A 17,377-nucleotide genomic window follows, 5' to 3' on the forward strand; every position below is an offset into this window, starting at 1 on the left:
ATTACTTCCCTACACTTTGATAATTGCCAACATTCACAGTGCCTTTACCAATCCACCATCAACGAGCAGGGATTGGCCGGTAATATACGTATTGGCCCCGGACGCCAAAAACACCACTGCTTTTGCAAATTCATCCGGTTCTCCCAAGCGGCTCAAATGTATTTCCTTGTCCGCCTCTTCTTTCACTTGTTCCAGAGAAACACCCTTGCTTTCTGCTGTTTTTTTATTCAATTCCACGATCCTGCCTGTCTCGATCCTCCCCGGACCAACAGTATTAATCAAAATATTGTCGGGCGCAAGCTCTTGGGACAGGCTTTTGGCGAGTCCAACTATTCCAGGACGCATCGTGTTGGAAAGAATCAGATTGTCCAAGCTTGCCTTGATCGAGGAAGAAGCAATATTGACAATCCTTCCGCTTTGTTGTTTTTTCATGAAGGGGACCACTTCCCGGATAGTTCGGATAAAACTTAAAAGATTAAGTTCAAACGCTTGCTGCCAGTCTTCATCAGAAAAATCGAGAAATTTTCCAGATGGAGGACCTCCGGCATTGTTCACGAGAATATCGATGGTGCCTGTCTGTGCTGCAGCCTGCTCGACCATGTTCTGGATGTCTGTGGGATTGGTCATGTCACAGATAACATATGCAACCTTGTCATTGTTTGTTTGTTCTTTGATTTCCTCAACGGTTGCTTGCAATTCCTTCTCATTCCGACTGGAAATCAGGACATTTGCCCCTTCATAGGCAAATTGAAGTGCTGTCGCTTTACCAAGCCCTTTACTGGATGCCGTTACCACAGCTGTTTTACCTGTTAACTGAAGATCCACGCTATCCTCTCCTCTACACTGGTTTGTTTGTTAGCTTATACCTTTCCCTTTCATTCAGCAATCAAAGTGTTTACTCACGTAAGAGATTGGGACAAACATCGTGGTAAAAATAAAAACCGAACGAATCGTCCGGTTTTTGGTTTGGTGCCATGCTTTTGTCGCAGCCTACTTCATTAACTGTGACATAGCTTAAATATGTGTTCCTAACCTCCCACATCAATTGAGTTGAAGCGCTAGGCTGCAGAAATACCATCCGCCATTAGCGAACGATTGGATATAATGTAAGGAAACCAACGCATGTGTTATGTCGCCTGTCTCAATCTTTACTAAACAACTTATCCTAAGAAAACGGCTCCATATGCCAAAGCCCCCATGATGACAAAGGCAGGGTGTACTTTCCATTTTTCCAGCAATAAAAAACTTGCCGCTATAAGAAATATCGTTTGCCAGATACCGGCATCCTGATAGGACGTATGAAAAAAGCTGAAAGCCATGATACCGAGCAGGACTGCTATTGTTGGACGAATCAATGCGGTCATTTTTTTGACACGGGGCGAATCTTTAAATTTATTCAAAATGCTAAGCAACACAATCATTAAAAGGAGAGAAGGCGCAACCGTGGCAAAGACCCCGACCATAGAGCCGAGTATGCCGCCCTGCTGGTAACCGATATAGCCAGCCATTTTGGTCGCAATCGGGCCGGGAAGGGCATTTGCCATCGCAAGCATCTCACTAAAGTCGCTGACAGACATCCAATGATAGCGGTCGACCACCTCGTTCTCTACCAGTGGAATCGAAGCTGGACCACCTCCATAGCCGACGATTCCCGGTATAAAAAATGCCAAGAATATTTTCCAGTAAATCATTTACGACTGTCCTTTCTCGTATATAGCCAAGTCGGGATTTTGCTCCTTTTGTTCTTGCTTTATTGGACCGAACAAGGCATAAAGCAACAAACCTGCAATCAACAATCCCGGATGCAGTCCTGCCCATTCCATTAAAAGCAAGGAGGAAACCGCAAGTGCCACCGTCATGATCCATCCTAGTCCGCCTTTTGCTTTTTTCAAAAAGTCATAAGTGAGTACTGCGAGCATCACACCGACCACTGGGACTACGGCAGAAGTCATTCCCTGCACCCAGGGACGATTGCTCATCGATGCCAAGAAAGTGAGTAAAACAATCATAAAGACAATTGTCGGGAGAATGGTTGCCAATACAGCATTGATCATGCCAATCAGCCCGGAAACCCGATAACCGATGTAACCGGCCATTTTGGTTGCAATCGGACCTGGAAGAGAATTTCCTAGCGCAAGTACGCTGGCAAACTCTTCTTGATCCATCCATTTGTATTTATCGACTACTTCCTTTTGCACGAGTGGAATCGATGCAGGACCTCCGCCATATCCAAATATCCCTACCCGGAAAAAAGCTAAAAATAGATGCCATTGTGTCATTTGCTGTCCCTCCGAATTCTGCCATCCTGTTGATTAAAATGCTGCGATGGAACCATCCGTCCGTGATTCGGTTCCACCATATAGCGTGCCCGTCTCAGGGTCCCGCCAAATCGCCTGTCCACGGCCGAATGCTCCTTTTTCCAACTCCACTTGGATTTGGTGGCCCTTCCTGACCAATCCCTCGGCAATATGAGTTGGGAAATGCGGTTCGACAATGATCTTCTTCCCTTCGATCCATTGCCAGCGAGGTGCATCCAAAGCAGCCTGAGGGTTCAAGTGGAAGTCGACCGTGTTCATGATCACCTGCAGATGTCCTTGCGGCTGCATATAACCGCCCATGACTCCAAAAGGTCCGACTGCCCGACCATCTTTGGTTAAAAAACCAGGAATGATGGTATGATAGGTTCTTTTTCCTCCTGCAAGAGCATTTTCGTGAGCTGGGTCCAGCGAGAAATCATGCCCCCTGTTTTGGAGTGCAATCCCCGTTCCCGGAACTACCAATCCCGAACCAAAGCCCATGTAATTGCTTTGAATGAAGGAAACCATATTTCCTTCCTGGTCCGCCGTCGCCAAATAAACTGTGCCGCCTTTGGGCGGATTTCCCGGTTCAGGTGTCAATGCTGCCTCGCCAATCAATGCTCGCCGTTGTTCCGCATATGCTTCCGATAGTAGGTCTTCCACCTGATGAGTCATGTGCTCTTTTTCTGTGATAAATTGTTTACCGTCTGTAAAAGCAAGTTTCATCGCTTCCAGTTGTTTATGATATGTATCGACCGTTTCCTTTTCATCAAAAGTATAGCCTGTTAACGTGTTCAAAGCCATCAATGCGATCAATCCCTGTCCGTTAGGGGGTATTTCCCAAACGTCATAGCCACGATATGGAACGGAAATGGGGTGGACCCATTCCGGCTTGTATCCTTCCAGATCTGATTTTGCAAGAAAGCCTTGTCCGGATTGAGAAAAAGCCGCGATTTTATCTGCCAGCTCCCCCCGATAAAACGATTCTGCATTGGTCTTCGCAATAGACCTTAGCGTGTCCGCATGTCCCGGCGATTTCCATACTTCTCCAATCTCTGGCGGTCTTCCAGAAGGGGCGAATGTTTCAAACCAATGCTTGAATTCTTCATCTGTAAGTACTTGTTTGAACTTATTGTATGCAGACCTCCAAAACTTCCCTAAAACCGGGGAAATAGGATAACCGTCTGCCGCGTAATCAATTGCAGGTTGAAGCACCTCTGTCAATGGCAGCCTACCAAACCGCTCTGAAAGTGCCGCCCAAGCCGCCGGAACCCCTGGTACTGTCACAGGAAGCCAGCCAAATTTCGGCATGCTGTCATATCCTCTTTCTTTCACCTTATCAATTGAAATTTTTTCGGGTGCAGGTCCGCTGCTGTTCAATCCATGCAGTTTACCTTTTGTCCAGACTAGGGCAAATGCGTCACCTCCGATGCCGTTTGAAGTAGGCTCAACCACTGTCAATGCTGCTGCGGTGGCAATTGCGGCATCGATGGCATTTCCTCCTTTTTTCAGCATTTCCAAACCTGCTTGCGACGCAAGTGGCTGGGATGTGGCAACCATTCCCCGATTTGCTACAGCTGTCATCCGTTGAGACGGATAAGGATAATTCAAATAGTCAAATGCTTGCATCGGAAAACTCCTTCCTCATACATAGAAAATTGGCATACCGCCTGGCGGTTCAGGCAGCAGCCAGTTATTAGATATTCCTTAAATATAATTATAATCGAGTCTAGCTCGACCCAGTTACACTTCATGACAAGCGACAAAATGCCCCTGCTCTATCTCACGCCATTCCGGTCGTTCCTTAGCACATTGTTCAGTTGCCAAAGGACATCGTGTATGGAACGGGCAGCCTTGCGGATAGTCCGCTGGATTGGGCAGGTCACCTTGCAGCCTAATCCGTTCCCTTTTCTTTCCGGGTATAGGCCGCGGAATCGCGGATAATAAAGCCCGTGTATAGGGATGGAGCGGATTGCTGTATAGTTGATCAGAACTAGCCAATTCTGCTGTTGCACCAAGATACATGACCAACACCCGATCACAAACATGTCGAACAACACCTAAATCGTGGGATATAAATAAGTAGGTCAGCTGATGCGATTGCTGCAATCTTTTCAACAATTTAATTATTTGTGCTTGAACCGAAACATCCAAAGCCGATACGGCTTCGTCGCAAACAATAAGGGATGGATTGAGCGCTATCGCTCTGGCAATTCCAATCCGTTGTCGTTGTCCACCACTAAATTCATGCGGATATCGCTCATAATATTCTTCTTTCAAGCCCACCTCCACAAGTAATTCCCTAACACGCTGCTGACGTTCCTGTTTAGGCAAGTCCGTATGGATGATAAAGGCTTCTTCCAGGGTATCTCCTACACGCTGCCTCGGGTTTAGAGAGGCATAAGGATCCTGAAAGATCATTTGCATTTCTTTTTTAAACTTTTTCAACTGACGGTAAGGAAAGCCGCCTACTTCTTGGCCTCGAAATGTTATTGTCCCTGCCGTCAGTGGTTCAAGTCCTAAAACCGTTCGACCAAATGTGGATTTTCCACAACCAGATTCACCTACAACTCCGAGTGTTTCCCCCTCATAGACATCAATGCTTACATTTTCGACGGCCTGCACATTTCCTGTTGTTCGTTTTAATATTCCACTTTTAATGGGAAAGTACTTTTTTAGATTTTTCACTTCAAGAAGAGGTTGCTGCTTTGTCATGAACATTCACCTCCTGAAGCCAGCACTTGGACTGATGTGTTTCCATCACATCAAAAATAGGCGGGTCCTCTCTTTTACAACGATCCGTTGCCAATGGACAACGGGGATGAAAACGACAGCCCTCGATTGTTTCATTCAAGTTGGGCAACGAACCAGGAATAGATTCCAGTGTGTGATGTTCATCATCTACATTAGGAACAGAAGCAAGTAACCCCTTCGTATAAGGATGTTGTGGGTTGTTAAAGATCTCTTTCACTTCTCCTATTTCCACTACTTCTCCAGCATACATTACCATTACACGGTCAGCGATTTCTGCTACAACCCCCATATCATGGGTGACAAAAACGACACCCATATCCATCTTTCTTTTGAGATCAGCTATCAAATCAAGAATTTGTGCTTGAATCGTTACATCCAATGCAGTGGTCGGTTCATCGGCAATTAACAGGGAAGGATTACAGGCAAGGGCAATAGCAATCATCACTCGTTGTCGCATTCCCCCGCTCAGTTCATGAGGGAATTGCTTCAGTCTCTTTTTCGGGTCTGGAATGCCGACTTGTTCCAACAAATCTACTGCTTTGTCTGTCGCCTGCCTTTTGGTCATATGCTGATGAAGTACAAGCGGTTCCCGCAGCTGATAGCCAACCGTAAACACAGGATTTAATGCGGTCATTGGTTCCTGAAAAATCATCGACATCTTATTTCCGCGGAGCTGTCTTAACTCTTCCTCCTTTTTTTTCGTTAGCACTTCACCCTCAAAAGTGATTGAACCCTCAGCAATTTCTCCATTAGAAGGAAGCAGGCCCATAATCGATAAAGAAGTGATACTCTTTCCACACCCTGATTCTCCGACAATACACAGAGTCTCCCCTTTTTCGACGGAAAAGGATATCCCACGGACTGCCGAAAGTTTTCCTTCAGCAGTCCTGAACTGGGTAACCAGATTATCGACTTGCAATAATTTGTCCATCTTCCACCCTACTCTCTTGTAACGTTATAAAGCTTCCATTCACCCGTCGGATCTAATTCCAAACCTTTAACACTTTTGTCATACGCTGCTGACACCACATCATGATTCATGGGAATCCATACGGCATCTTCCATCGCGATTTTATTCGCTTCCTGCAGTTTTTTCTGCCGGGCTTCCTGGTCCACAAGTGTCCTGGATTCATCTACCAATGCATCAAATTCCTCATTGCTGTATCTCATGCGATTGGAGGATCCAATATTATCGGAATGAAGATTAGGATATAGCAATTCACTTCCATCTGCTGTGCTATTTGTCCAACCCATAAAGGTCATTTCAAAATTTCCTTCCGAGGTAGTATCAAGGAAAGTTCCCCATTCCATTGACTCGATCTCTGCATCGATGCCTACTTCTGTCAATTGAGATTGAACAATTTCAGCCATTTTCATGTAGCTTCCCGAATTTGAAGCAAGCAGAGTGACTTTTTGTCCGGTAAAGCCATTTTCTTCTATTATTTGTTTTGCTTTTTCAACATCATATGGATAACCAGCATCCTTGGCACTTTCATCATAACCGAATACTTTTGGACCAATGATGCTATCATTTTTTACTCCCAAACCATTTAACTGATCTACATATGCCTGCCGGTCGACTGCGTATGCCACCGCTTTACGGAATTCCGGATCATTGAATGGTTCTTTCTCCATGTTGAAACCTAGATAATACACAGGCGTACCCGGCTTGGTCTGTACTTCGACATCACTCATGGATTCTATGCGGGATAAATGCTCTGCCGGGATTTTATCGAGGAATTGAACCTCTCCTGTTTCGAGCATTGACACGGCGGTAGAATATTCTGGTACTACTTTTAATGTGACGGTCTCCAGGCTAGGTTCACCCTGCCAGTAATCCTCATTTTTCATCAGGGTAATATGGTCACCTTCAGCCCATTCTTCGAAGACAAAAGGGCCGGTACCGACTGGTTCACTGTTAATATCACCTTCTTTATCTGCTGTCGGGCTTACGATCGAAGCATTCGTATGGGACAAGGCAGCCAATAATGGCCCGTATGGTTCCGTCGTTTTTATTACAACCGTGTATTCGTCCTTTACTTCAACAGATTCTACTGGAGCCAGTAGGGAAGCGCGGGGTGCCGCCCGCTCCTCATCCATAAATTGGTCAAAAGTGTATTTGACAGCCTCTGCATTGAAATCCGTACCATCCTGGAACTTTATGCCTTCTTTTAGTTTTATTTCCCAGGTGTTTTCATCTGGAGTTTCATAGGATTCGGCAAGAAGCGGTTCTATTTCCATCGTTTCCGGATTACGAGTGAATAGCGTTTCGTAAACCTGTGCAATGACATTTGAAGAAACCGAATCATTTGTATCAATTGGTGATAAACCAACAGCATCCGATGTGGTCGCGTAAGTCAATTCCTGAGGTACATTGCTGGCACCTGCGCTCTCACTGTCACTGCCCGAAGAACTGCTGCATCCTGCCACGAATGCCAAGAGCAATACAAGTAAATAAAACGTTATTTTTTTCTTCATAAAATCATTCCTCCTTGTGTTTTAGTTGTTAAAATCCATATTAGGATCCAACGCATCTCGTAAACCATCGCCAACAACATTAAAAGCAAATACGACTAACATAATTGCAATCCCAGGAACGATCGTCATATGCGGGGAAGACCACATAAAGTCCTGCCCAGCTGCAATCATCGCTCCCCATTCAGGCGTAGGCGGCTGAGCACCGAGCCCCAAAAAACTTAATGCTGAAGTAGATAAGATAGAAGTGGCCATTCGCATTGTAGCGAAAACAATAATAGGAGCCGTACAATTTGGTAGAATATGCTTGAGAATGATCCGTATGTCACTTGCACCCATAGATCTCATCGCTAGTACATATTCTTGTTTTTTTACCGATAAAACACTTCCGCGGACAATTCTGGCACACCCCGGTATCGACCAAATACTGATTGCAATCACTACATTGATCAAACTAGTTCCCAGCATCGCAATGATCAGCATCGCCAGTAGAATGCCAGGAAAAGCAAAGAGTAAATCAACAATTCGCATGATAAGACCATCCAGTTTTTTGTAATATCCTGCCAAGAGGCCAAGTGTTATGCCCCCAGCAAGACCAATAACCACAGAAGTAACTCCAACCAACAATGAAACCCGTGCACCATAGACTAGCCGGGACCACATATCCCTTCCATAGTTGTCGGTACCTAGCCAGTGACCTTCCGAACCAATCCCTAACTCAGCGTCGGACAGGCTTTGCTCGATTGGTGTATAACTGACAATCCACGGTGCAGTCACAGCCATAATCATTTGTAGTAAAATGACTATTAAACCAAACACGGCCAGTTTGTTTTTTAGCAGTTTACGAGTGGTCTGTAAGAGTTGGCTTTCCCGTTTTTTTGGTTTTTTTCCGACATTTGGCTGCAGAGCTTCAGAAGCCATATTATTTCACCTTCCTTCTAGTCATAACTGATTCTCGGATCGATCAATGCATAAATAATATCGACAATTAAATTGACAAGGACAAACAAAGCTGCTACCAGAAGAACCGTAGCTTGTACAACAGGAAAGTCTCTTGCAGCTATCGCATCAATCATTAAGCGTCCCACACCGTTAATGGCGAAAACTTGCTCTGTTATGATCGTACCGCCGAGCAATGCGCCAAAATTAACTCCTATGACAGTAATGACGGGTATCATGGCATTCCGCAATGCATGAATCCATATCACACCTCGTTGTCGAACTCCTTTTGCCTTGGCAGTGCGGATATAATCAGCCCGGATTACTTCAAGCATAGTAGATCTGCTCATTCGGGCTATCATTGCTGCAGAACCCGTACCAAGAGTAATAGCCGGCAAAATCAATTGTTTTATCCCTTCCACTGTATAAAAGGGGGCGTTCAATCCTCCGACCGGCAGCCATTGCAAGGTCACAGAGAATAATAAAATCAGCATTGTCCCCAACCAGAAGTTCGGTATGGAAATTCCGGCAAGAGCGATTGTTGTACTGGAAACATCAAACCAGGAATTCTGTTTGACTGCTGAGATAATACCAGCAGTGACACCGATGATGATGGCAACGATCATACTAGCGATCGCAAGGTTCAATGTATTCGGAAACCTGGTCATAATGGCATCGGCGACAGATTGATTCGTCTGAAAGGAATATCCTAAATCCCCCTGTAAAATTCCAGACAAGTAATCAACATATTGGACCAGCACAGGTTTATTCAGACCTAGACTTTCACGTATCGCCTCCAAATCAGATGCACTGGCTGTCGGTCCACCAATGATGGAAGCCGGGTCTCCAGGAGCGATGTGCATACTCATAAATACTAAAAAGGAGATACCGATGAGCAATAGAATTAATTGAAAAAAGCGACGGACAATCAGGCTGACCATTCAACCTCCTCCTCCCCAATAAAAATTTATTTCAGGTAAGCATTTTCACGTATTACTAAACCTAAATTAACGTAACCTTCGTTTTTCCTGCCGTTTGTTAATCTTATTCAATAATTTAGTTAACAAACGATTTATTTATAGTTTTTGATTATATATGAATATTCCGAAAAAATAAATAACTTTATTCAAAAAACTTTATGAAAATTCAAACATTTTATATTTTCAGATATCAGATTGAGTTTTAGAATAATCTTTAGTACAATTCCCTCTATATAGGACGAAAGTATAAGAGATAGGGTGATGACGATGAATAAACATTTGGATAAAATAGATAAGCAGATTCTTGAACTTTTGATCGAGGATGGCAGAATTTCCTATACTGATATTGGTAAGCAGCTGAATTTATCGAGGGTTTCTGTTCGTTCGAGGGTTAATCAATTAATTGAAGAAGGAATAATCGAAAAGTTTTCATGCGTTGTAAATAGTGAAAAAGTAGGAAAGAACGTCTCTGCTTTTTTTGATGTGGATTGTGATCCAAATAACCTGGTGGAAGTGGCAGAAAATCTTGCGAACAACCCATGCGTAGCTAGTTGTTATCAAATGACAGGACCAAGCACTTTACACATGCACGTATTAGTCGATGATTTTACTCAACTCGAGTCATTTATTAATAATGAACTATATGCTTTAAAAGGAATTTCCCGAGTTGACAGTCAAATTTTATTGCGCCGATTCAAAAGCCGGAGTGGGTTAAAGTTATAATAAAACGGATGTGGTTATAAGGAGAGTGATCGGGGAAAAGTATGATATAAGTTGTGAACAGATGCATTTCTTGATAAATGAAGACTTTTTCACAGAAAAAAAGCCAATTTACCTGCTACAGGTTAAATGGCCTTTTTTTAGTTAGAAACTATTTCGAATCAATGGCTGAAAACAGGAATCAGCAGTCAGGACTGGCCTTGGCCGTATTCTTTATTAAGCATGCTCGACAGCTTTTTGAACTTCTTTTGATCTCCGGCTTCAAGGGCCTTATCGATCAAACGTTTCAGGTTTTCTTTTTCAAGCTGCTCAATAATCGTTTCGGCTTCATCCATGATTGTCGGCGAATTGGTTAAGTAAGGATGAATAATCGTATTTAGTTGGGTGATAAAGTCCTTCAATCTGATTAAATCGGAAAGTGGCAGGCGGTTATATTCCTTCCCTTTTTGGAAGACGAATACGTCATCTTGATTCTCTACTTGGCGTGTTTCCCGGTTGACGATAATTTCGCGTGATTCAAGTGGGACAAACTGATATACCTTATCATCCAGCAGAAGCGAAAAATATTGATAAGCAAGTACCACCCTGATACAATCACGCTCTTCTTTAATGTAATATGGTTTGAATCGTTTAACAGACAGCATACCTACACCCCCTTGATTTGTGGACCCTTTGGCTGCACCTTGATGTATTTAAGATATTGTATGACAGCAGCGAGAAAAAAGTGAAACGTAATGCTTCGAATCATTTATATATAATGATTATTAACCATCATACCACATTATGATAACGCTTTCATTAGTTTTTTACCAAACGGGGTCAGTCCCCCATCGCTCTAACATTCGATTGCTTTACCACACTACCGTGTTGGGGGACTGACCCCAACACACCAATCCCGGCACCCTTCTGTCTTTATTTGTGGGTGTGCTATAATTTAATTATCATTGGTTTTAAGGGTGTATTGTTGATGAAAAGATTCAGGTTCTTCGGCGGCCGTATTGTAAAAACGGGAATAGCCGTTTTTTTGACTTCATTGATTTGCCAATGGCTGGATTGGCCTGCTGTATTTGCTGTTATCACAGCCATTGTCACCATCGAGCCGACTGCCGCCGACTCGATTAGAAAAGGATTGATCCGTTTTCCGGCATCTGCCATTGGATCGGCGTACGCTGTATTGTTCATCTTTCTGTTTGGAAATTCGCCGATTACGTACACAGCAGCTGCTGTGTGTACCATCGTCACCTGTTTCCGATTAAAGCTGCATTCTGGTTTGCTGGTTGCAACTTTGACATCGGTGGCAATGATTGAAGTGATCCACAGTAATTTTCTCATTTCCTTCTTTATCAGACTGGGGACCACGTCTATCGGTCTGCTGATTTCCACTGCTGTCAATTTGTTCGTGTTTCCGCCTAATTATTCGAAGTTGATTCTTAATAATATCTATTCGATGGCCAGAACAACCGGCATTGAATTGGAAAATATTCTAAAGGCTATTTTGGCGGAAAAAGAACCGGATTACCAACAAATCCGGGATACGTTTTCACAGCTGAAGAGAAAACTTGACAAAACGGAAATGTTGATTCGATTTCAAAAAGAGGAATCAAAATACCACCGTTTCGATGAGCAGTCCAAGAAGGTTTTTCGCAGTGAGCAGGAAAAGCTTGCTGCATTGCGATTGATCCATTATCATATAGGAAATTTGATCAATACCCCGCTCAATACGCTGTTATGGACGGACCAAGAAAAACAAAAAGTATGCCAAACTGTCGAAAGCCTGGCAACTGCGCTGAAAAACCCTGACAAATTCAGTTCCGAGGCACACCGGAATCAAATTCAGTCCTTGATGACACAGTTCTGGAAAAGTAAAAAAGATGCTGCCGATCCAAAGGAAAAGAACAGTCCGACCTTTTTCACAGCTGAAATTATTATTTTATATGAAATATTATCCATTTATAACCTGGTTGAGGACCTTCTTGATGAAGAAGATGCTTCTGCCCCTGAATAACGACGTTAAAAAACGCCTGTTTTCTTAGCATCAGCAGATTAGAACTGAAAAAAATGGAATGTGCAGGAGGAAACCGACTACCCAGCAGCTGGTAAATTATCACTTAATTACTAGGAAGGGACTGTCCCCGTGTTTTACGGAACAGTTCCTTTTCATCTTTATCGGCAAGGCATCTTCCTTAACCTCCCCTCCCTGCTTGCGTTAAACTAGGAAAAAGACATGCAAAGAGAAAGGTGACCTGTATGGATTCTATTCAAAAGAAGTTGTCCTTTTTCCCACTGAGTGAATCAGCAATATTGATTGATTTTGGAGAGACAATCTCTGTGGAAAAAAATATGTACATCCACCAGTTAACCGCAGCCTTAAACGCGGAACCCTTTCCTGGTTTTATCGAAGCGGTCCCTGCTTACACAACATTAACCGTCTACTACGACCCCCTGGCTGCTGACAAACCCAATCCCTATCACCATATGTGTACGAGGATCGAGCATGCCGCCAATAACTTAAAGACAGACAAATTGGAAACGAGAACAGTGGAGCTTCCTGTCTGCTATGACCAGGAGTTCGCTCTCGATCTTACGGAAGTTGCCAACCATAACGACTTATCGGCAGAGGAAGTGATCGAAAGGCATACAAGTCAAGTTTATCACGTTTACTTTATCGGATTTGCACCCGGTTTCCCTTTTCTTGGAGGATTGGATTCAACCATAGCCACTCCAAGAAAACAGTCACCACGCCGTAAAACTCCAGCTGGATCTGTCGGAATCGCAGGCCGGCAGACAGGTGTTTATCCTATCGATATTCCAGGCGGTTGGCAGATCATAGGTCGTACTCCACGGCAGCTTTTACACTTGAATGATCGGAGTCCGACATTGCTTCAACCAGGGGACAAAGTGCGATTTTATCCAATAAGCAAACAGGAGTACATGAGGCAGGAGGAATCAAAATGGCGTTAAGGATCATCGAGGAAGGCTTACAGACATCAATTCAGGATACTGGAAGATACGGCTTCCAGTCAGCGGGATTTTCCGTAAGTGGGGCGATGGATATATGGTCAGCTGCATTGGCCAATATAGCCGTCAATAACGATCCAAGCCAAGCGGTCTTGGAAATGAGCTATGTCGGACCGAGTATTACGTTTGAAGCTGATACAGTAATTGCCCTTGCAGGCGCTGATATGGCAGCAAAAATCAATGGCAAGCCCATACAGCTTGGCAAGCCTGTTTCCGTCAAAAATGCGGATACCCTGCAGCTTCGAACAGCCCGAAGAGGTCTTCACTGTTATCTGGCAGTCAAAGGGGGCTTTAACATACCCGATTTTCTCGGTTCTAAAAGTGCCTCCCTGAAAGATCAATTAGGCGGCAGCTTTTGCGGAAAGCTACAAGCAGGTGATACCATTCCCATTTCGTTTTCCACGAAGGCACCCTCGGTTTCATGGAGGCTGAGTCCGAAATTATTTGACTATATATCTGGCAAGCAAACTACCATTCGTTTTTTAGAGGGAAGACAATATCATTGGTTTACCAGGCACTCATTGTCCGATTTCACTTCAACTGTCTATACATCTACCCCACAATCCAATCGAATGGGGTATCGTCTGCAGGGAACTCCGCTGAAAGTCCAAACGGAAGGAGATTTGGTCACAGAAGCAGCAGGTTTCGGCACCATTCAAGTACCGCCTGACGGTCAGCCAATCATTCTAATGGCAGAAAGCCAGCCGACAGGCGGATACCCCAAAATCGGACAAGTCATCCACAGCGACTTGCCAGCTTTAAGTCAAATAAGACCGGGTCAGCCAATTGTTTTTCAAATGACAACGGTAGATAATGCACTTCAGGAATGGGAGAATACAATTCGCCAGTTAGCTATGGTAAAAAGAATTTCTGATAAAAAATGGGAGGAGTGGGAAACATGAAGTCGGCCGACATTAACTGCGATATGGGAGAAAGCTTTGGAGCATACACGATTGGAAATGACCAGAAAGTAATCCAATCCATTACATCTGCAAATATCGCTTGCGGTTACCATGCCGGGGACCCTGCGACAATGGCCAAAACCGTCCGTCTCTGTATCGATAACGGGGTGAAAATCGGCGCCCACCCGGCTCTTCCCGACCTGATTGGCTTTGGCCGCCGCACGATGCAAATTACACCAAATGAAGCTTATCAACTGATCATCTATCAAACCGGGGCGTTATCTGGTTTTGTAAAAGCTGCCGGTAGTAGTCTTTCCCATGTAAAACCGCACGGTGCTTTATACAACATGGCTGCAACGGATCGTTTGATCGCAGAGGCGATCGCCCAAGCAGTTTGTGACTTCGATTCACGCTTAACACTTTTCGCTTTGTCAGGCAGTGCATTGGCAAAAGCAGGTAAAAAGGCAGGACTGGCTGTTGCCCACGAAGTGTTTGCCGACCGTACCTATCAAGAGGATGGAAGCTTGACACCGAGAAGTGAGGCAAATGCTTTGATCACGGATGATAACAAGGCCATCGATCAGGTGATGCAAATGGTCAAATCCCAAACCGTCACAACTGTGAGCGGCGAAAACATTCCGATTATAGCAGATACTATCTGTGTCCACGGGGACAGTCCGCAGGCTTCAGAGTTTGCACAAAAGATTCACCGTCAATTGCAAAAAGAAGGATTTCTTTTATAATGCTTAAAAAAACGAATCCACTGCCATGAAAAATAAATCTGTTGTTTTTTCTCACTTCTTCAAAGAAGCTTGAAGCAGGCACCAATCAGAAGAAGATGGTGATGAAAGTAGTGAAATCATGTTTCCTCCGGTGAAGTGGGAATTTATCAACGATGCCAACTTCGAACTCCATACAAAAAATGAAAAACCCTCAAACTGTTCTCCAGTTTGAGGGTTTGATTATCCATTATTATATTTTTGTTTCTACTTCGCTGTTTTCTTTTAATTGAGCAAGCAATTCACTGATTTCCTCGTTCTGCTTTTGTTGTACCAACAATTCTTTAATCTTATCTTTTACTTCTTCATAATCTTGAATATCTTCCTGCTGGCTGGCAAGTTGATCATAATATTCTTTCGCTTCATCGTCGGTGACTTCCGGCTCAGAAATTTCATTTTGCAAGTACACCTGCATTTTCACTTCTTGAGCAAGAGACTTACGCAGATCTTCTTCTGTGTTACCACTCTCTTTTAAAGAAGCTTGGTACTGTTCATCATCTTCGAACTGAGATTTATATTGTTCCAGTGACTGATCCACCTGCTCCTCAGGCGCCTCTATTTCTTGTTTATCTATTTCCTGCATGACCAATTCCTGGTTGACCAACATATCAATCGTTTGCTGTTTTACCAGTTCCTCATCACTTGTATCTTGACCGCTTCGCATCAAAGTGGAAAATGTTTGGGGCAGTGCTTCATTGAAGGCGTCGCCTTTGATTTCTTCCCCATTTACCACGGCGACAAGTTCATCCTCTTCTACTTTCTGAGCCTCCATTTGCTCCTGCTGTTCCTGCTGCTGCTTTGCCATTTCCTCTTGCGCTTGTTGCTGTTCGGCATTTTGATCATTCTCCTGGGCACTATCCTCGTCATCACTGCACGCCGCCAACAAACTTACAAAGAGCGCCATCATTAAAAGTGTGAGTTTCTTCATTTGTTCATGCCTCATTTCCTAAATATTCTTCCCCCTTTATACATGGTTTTCTTTGCCATTGCAAGCGGCAAGGATAAGAAGGCATACCAGAACCCTGTCCATAATAGGGTTGAACCAGATTATTACAGTTTTTTTACAGGGCTGACAGTGAGGACAGATGCTATGAAAAAGGCTGCCATCCTGACAGAACAGCAGCCGGTAAAGTTATACCTCCAACCAATGATTGTTCACCAGTTTTTGATACCAATAAAAGCTCTCTTTTTTTGTACGCTCGAGCGTGCGGTAATTCACATGGACGAGACCGAAGCGTTTGCTATAGCCTTCTGCCCATTCAAAATTGTCGAGAAGCGACCAGGTAATATATCCTTTTAGATTTACGCCTGATTTTATACTCCGTGCCACAGCTGTGACGTGGGCTTTTAAGTAGTCAACCCTGCGCTGATCATCAACTGTCCCTTTTTCCACGTCGTCATTGATACAAATCCCATTTTCCGTAATATAGATAGGGATGTTTCCGTATTTATCAGCTATGAAAGTCAGTACTTTATAAAAACCTTCTGCATTAATATACCAACCAATGTCTGTTTTTTTGTAGCCCATATCGATTCCTTCTACCTGAAGCATACCGCTATTTTTGTTATGTCTGGCGACGTTGGATTCATAATAGTTGATACCGATAAAGTCCACCGGTTGTTGGATCCACTCCATGTCTCCTTCTTCAATGGCAAGGGTGGCTTCGCGATCCGCAAACCATTCGACCATGAACTCAGGATATTTTCCCTTAAAAACCGGATCAAGGAACCAATCGATCATCCACCCCATTCCTCTACGGCAGGCATCCATGTCTTCCCCACTGTTACTATAGGCTTCAAGCCAGGTAACATTGGGGGCAAAACCAATCTTCCCACCCGTTTTCATTTCGCGAAATTTAGCTACCGCTTTGCCGTGGGCTAGCAACAAGTGGTGGGAAATAGTAACCGCCAGTCCAAGATCCTGGTTCCCTGGAGCATGGGCGCCGATATAATTGGATAAAAAAGAGACACACCACGGTTCATTGATTGTTAACCATGAATGGATTTTCCCGGAAAATTCCTGGAACATCAACTCAGCATATGCAACAAATGCTTCTACCGTCTCCCGGTTATCCCAGCCGCCTATATCCTGCAGGGCCTGTGGCAAATCCCAATGATAAAGCGTACACATCGGCTCAATTCCATTGGCCAGCAGTTCATCGACGAGGCGGTGATAATAATCAAGCCCTTCCCGGTTTACTTCTCCTTTACCGTTCGGAAAAATCCTCGGCCAGGATACCGAAAAGCGATACACATCTACCCCCAGTTCCTTCATTAGTTGGATATCCTCTTCAAATCGATGATAGCTGTCACAGGCTACATCGCCATTATCTCCGTTAAGTACCTTTCCTGGCGTGTGGGAAAACGTATCCCAAATGGACGGGCCTCTGCCGCCTTCTGTAACGCCTCCTTCAATTTGATAAGCAGCCGTTGCCACACCCCAACGAAAATCCTCCCCAAACTCAATTATCGCCATAAAACCTCTCCCTTCCCTGATAGGAGGGTCAGTCCCC

Annotated in this window: 17 protein-coding genes; 5 read left to right on the top strand and 12 right to left on the bottom strand. The window is 44.1% G+C overall.

The window, feature by feature from the left end:
• Positions 1–33 precede the first annotated feature (33 nt).
• From BLR82_RS08895 to nikB, 9 genes are all read right to left on the bottom strand, one after another.
• Complete coding sequence (locus BLR82_RS08895) at positions 34–825, bottom strand: SDR family oxidoreductase (RefSeq protein WP_074598643.1); 792 nt, start codon at positions 823–825, stop codon at positions 34–36.
• A gap of 335 nt (positions 826–1,160) precedes the next feature.
• Positions 1,161–1,691 carry a chromate transporter gene (locus tag BLR82_RS08900; RefSeq protein WP_074598644.1) on the bottom strand — a complete coding sequence of 177 codons (531 nt, stop codon included), beginning with the start codon at positions 1,689–1,691 and terminating at the stop codon, positions 1,161–1,163.
• Positions 1,692–2,279, bottom strand: coding sequence for a chromate transporter (locus tag BLR82_RS08905; protein ID WP_074598645.1), 588 nt, complete (start codon positions 2,277–2,279; stop codon positions 1,692–1,694).
• Between the two features lie 33 nt (positions 2,280–2,312).
• Positions 2,313–3,926: a gamma-glutamyltransferase family protein gene (locus tag BLR82_RS08910; RefSeq protein WP_074598646.1), complete on the bottom strand. Its 1,614-nt coding sequence runs from the start codon at positions 3,924–3,926 to the stop codon at positions 2,313–2,315.
• 114 nt (positions 3,927–4,040) lie between these two features.
• Positions 4,041–5,012 carry an ABC transporter ATP-binding protein gene (locus BLR82_RS08915; protein ID WP_175486783.1) on the bottom strand — a complete coding sequence of 324 codons (972 nt, stop codon included), beginning with the start codon at positions 5,010–5,012 and terminating at the stop codon, positions 4,041–4,043.
• Positions 4,987–5,982, bottom strand: a complete 996-nt coding sequence (locus BLR82_RS08920) for an ABC transporter ATP-binding protein (RefSeq protein WP_074598648.1) — start codon at positions 5,980–5,982, stop codon at positions 4,987–4,989. The genes BLR82_RS08915 and BLR82_RS08920 overlap by 26 nt, the downstream gene beginning before the upstream one ends.
• An 8-nt stretch (positions 5,983–5,990) precedes the next feature.
• Positions 5,991–7,529: a glutathione ABC transporter substrate-binding protein gene (locus BLR82_RS08925; RefSeq protein ID WP_074598649.1), complete on the bottom strand. Its 1,539-nt coding sequence runs from the start codon at positions 7,527–7,529 to the stop codon at positions 5,991–5,993.
• 21 nt (positions 7,530–7,550) lie between these two features.
• Complete coding sequence (locus BLR82_RS08930; RefSeq protein ID WP_074598650.1) at positions 7,551–8,447, bottom strand: ABC transporter permease; 897 nt, start codon at positions 8,445–8,447, stop codon at positions 7,551–7,553.
• Positions 8,448–8,464: 17 nt separating this feature from the next.
• Positions 8,465–9,406, bottom strand: coding sequence for a nickel ABC transporter permease (gene nikB / locus BLR82_RS08935; protein ID WP_074598651.1), 942 nt, complete (start codon positions 9,404–9,406; stop codon positions 8,465–8,467).
• A 306-nt stretch (positions 9,407–9,712) separates the two neighbouring features.
• On the opposite strand from nikB, the gene BLR82_RS08940 reads away from it, so the two are divergent.
• Entirely contained in the window at positions 9,713–10,168 is a 456-nt protein-coding gene (locus BLR82_RS08940; RefSeq protein ID WP_074599081.1) for an Lrp/AsnC family transcriptional regulator, read from the top strand.
• A gap of 185 nt (positions 10,169–10,353) precedes the next feature.
• On the opposite strand, the gene BLR82_RS08945 is transcribed toward BLR82_RS08940, so the two are convergent.
• Positions 10,354–10,809: an IDEAL domain-containing protein gene (locus BLR82_RS08945; protein WP_074598652.1), complete on the bottom strand. Its 456-nt coding sequence runs from the start codon at positions 10,807–10,809 to the stop codon at positions 10,354–10,356.
• Positions 10,810–11,132: 323 nt separating this feature from the next.
• Here BLR82_RS08945 and BLR82_RS08950 point away from each other — a divergent pair, with 323 nt between their 5' ends.
• From BLR82_RS08950 to BLR82_RS08965, 4 genes are all read left to right on the top strand, one after another.
• Positions 11,133–12,170, top strand: a complete 1,038-nt coding sequence (locus BLR82_RS08950; protein WP_074598653.1) for an aromatic acid exporter family protein — start codon at positions 11,133–11,135, stop codon at positions 12,168–12,170.
• A 242-nt stretch (positions 12,171–12,412) separates the two neighbouring features.
• The gene (pxpB, locus tag BLR82_RS08955; protein WP_074598654.1) at positions 12,413–13,126 is read left to right on the top strand and encodes a 5-oxoprolinase subunit PxpB; all 714 of its coding nucleotides are present in this window, start codon (positions 12,413–12,415) and stop codon (positions 13,124–13,126) included.
• Positions 13,117–14,085, top strand: a complete 969-nt coding sequence (locus BLR82_RS08960) for a 5-oxoprolinase subunit C family protein (protein WP_074598655.1) — start codon at positions 13,117–13,119, stop codon at positions 14,083–14,085. Before pxpB ends, BLR82_RS08960 begins: the two co-directional genes overlap by 10 nt.
• Positions 14,082–14,828, top strand: a complete 747-nt coding sequence (locus BLR82_RS08965; RefSeq protein ID WP_074598656.1) for a 5-oxoprolinase subunit PxpA — start codon at positions 14,082–14,084, stop codon at positions 14,826–14,828. Before BLR82_RS08960 ends, BLR82_RS08965 begins: the two co-directional genes overlap by 4 nt.
• 229 nt (positions 14,829–15,057) lie before the next feature.
• On the opposite strand, the gene BLR82_RS08970 is transcribed toward BLR82_RS08965, so the two are convergent.
• Positions 15,058–15,792 (bottom strand): SurA N-terminal domain-containing protein, encoded by a 735-nt coding sequence (locus BLR82_RS08970; RefSeq protein WP_175486784.1) that lies wholly within the window; start codon positions 15,790–15,792, stop codon positions 15,058–15,060.
• Positions 15,793–15,996: 204 nt separating this feature from the next.
• Positions 15,997–17,340: a GH1 family beta-glucosidase gene (locus BLR82_RS08975; protein WP_074598658.1), complete on the bottom strand. Its 1,344-nt coding sequence runs from the start codon at positions 17,338–17,340 to the stop codon at positions 15,997–15,999.
• Between the last annotated feature and the right edge of the window lie 37 nt (positions 17,341–17,377).

The sequence above is a fragment of the Sediminibacillus halophilus genome (genome assembly GCF_900103695.1).
Lineage (GTDB): Bacteria > Bacillota > Bacilli > Bacillales > Amphibacillaceae > Sediminibacillus > Sediminibacillus halophilus.

What these genes read in the sequence shown, in the direction of transcription:
- BLR82_RS08900 (WP_074598644.1), bottom strand. Translation starts at nt 1,691, where the DNA reads ATGATTTACTGGAAAATATTCTTGGCATTTTTTATACCGGGAATCGTC.
- BLR82_RS08930 (WP_074598650.1), bottom strand. Translation starts at nt 8,447, where the DNA reads ATGGCTTCTGAAGCTCTGCAGCCAAATGTCGGAAAAAAACCAAAAAAA.
- BLR82_RS08950 (WP_074598653.1), top strand. Translation starts at nt 11,133, where the DNA reads ATGAAAAGATTCAGGTTCTTCGGCGGCCGTATTGTAAAAACGGGAATA.
- BLR82_RS08905 (WP_074598645.1), bottom strand. Translation starts at nt 2,279, where the DNA reads ATGACACAATGGCATCTATTTTTAGCTTTTTTCCGGGTAGGGATATTT.
- BLR82_RS08960 (WP_074598655.1), top strand. Translation starts at nt 13,117, where the DNA reads ATGGCGTTAAGGATCATCGAGGAAGGCTTACAGACATCAATTCAGGAT.
- BLR82_RS08915 (WP_175486783.1), bottom strand. Translation starts at nt 5,012, where the DNA reads ATGACAAAGCAGCAACCTCTTCTTGAAGTGAAAAATCTAAAAAAGTAC.
- nikB (WP_074598651.1), bottom strand. Translation starts at nt 9,406, where the DNA reads ATGGTCAGCCTGATTGTCCGTCGCTTTTTTCAATTAATTCTATTGCTC.
- BLR82_RS08910 (WP_074598646.1), bottom strand. Translation starts at nt 3,926, where the DNA reads ATGCAAGCATTTGACTATTTGAATTATCCTTATCCGTCTCAACGGATG.
- BLR82_RS08940 (WP_074599081.1), top strand. Translation starts at nt 9,713, where the DNA reads ATGAATAAACATTTGGATAAAATAGATAAGCAGATTCTTGAACTTTTG.
- BLR82_RS08975 (WP_074598658.1), bottom strand. Translation starts at nt 17,340, where the DNA reads ATGGCGATAATTGAGTTTGGGGAGGATTTTCGTTGGGGTGTGGCAACG.
- BLR82_RS08970 (WP_175486784.1), bottom strand. Translation starts at nt 15,792, where the DNA reads ATGAAGAAACTCACACTTTTAATGATGGCGCTCTTTGTAAGTTTGTTG.
- BLR82_RS08965 (WP_074598656.1), top strand. Translation starts at nt 14,082, where the DNA reads ATGAAGTCGGCCGACATTAACTGCGATATGGGAGAAAGCTTTGGAGCA.
- BLR82_RS08920 (WP_074598648.1), bottom strand. Translation starts at nt 5,982, where the DNA reads ATGGACAAATTATTGCAAGTCGATAATCTGGTTACCCAGTTCAGGACT.
- BLR82_RS08925 (WP_074598649.1), bottom strand. Translation starts at nt 7,529, where the DNA reads ATGAAGAAAAAAATAACGTTTTATTTACTTGTATTGCTCTTGGCATTC.
- BLR82_RS08945 (WP_074598652.1), bottom strand. Translation starts at nt 10,809, where the DNA reads ATGCTGTCTGTTAAACGATTCAAACCATATTACATTAAAGAAGAGCGT.
- pxpB (WP_074598654.1), top strand. Translation starts at nt 12,413, where the DNA reads ATGGATTCTATTCAAAAGAAGTTGTCCTTTTTCCCACTGAGTGAATCA.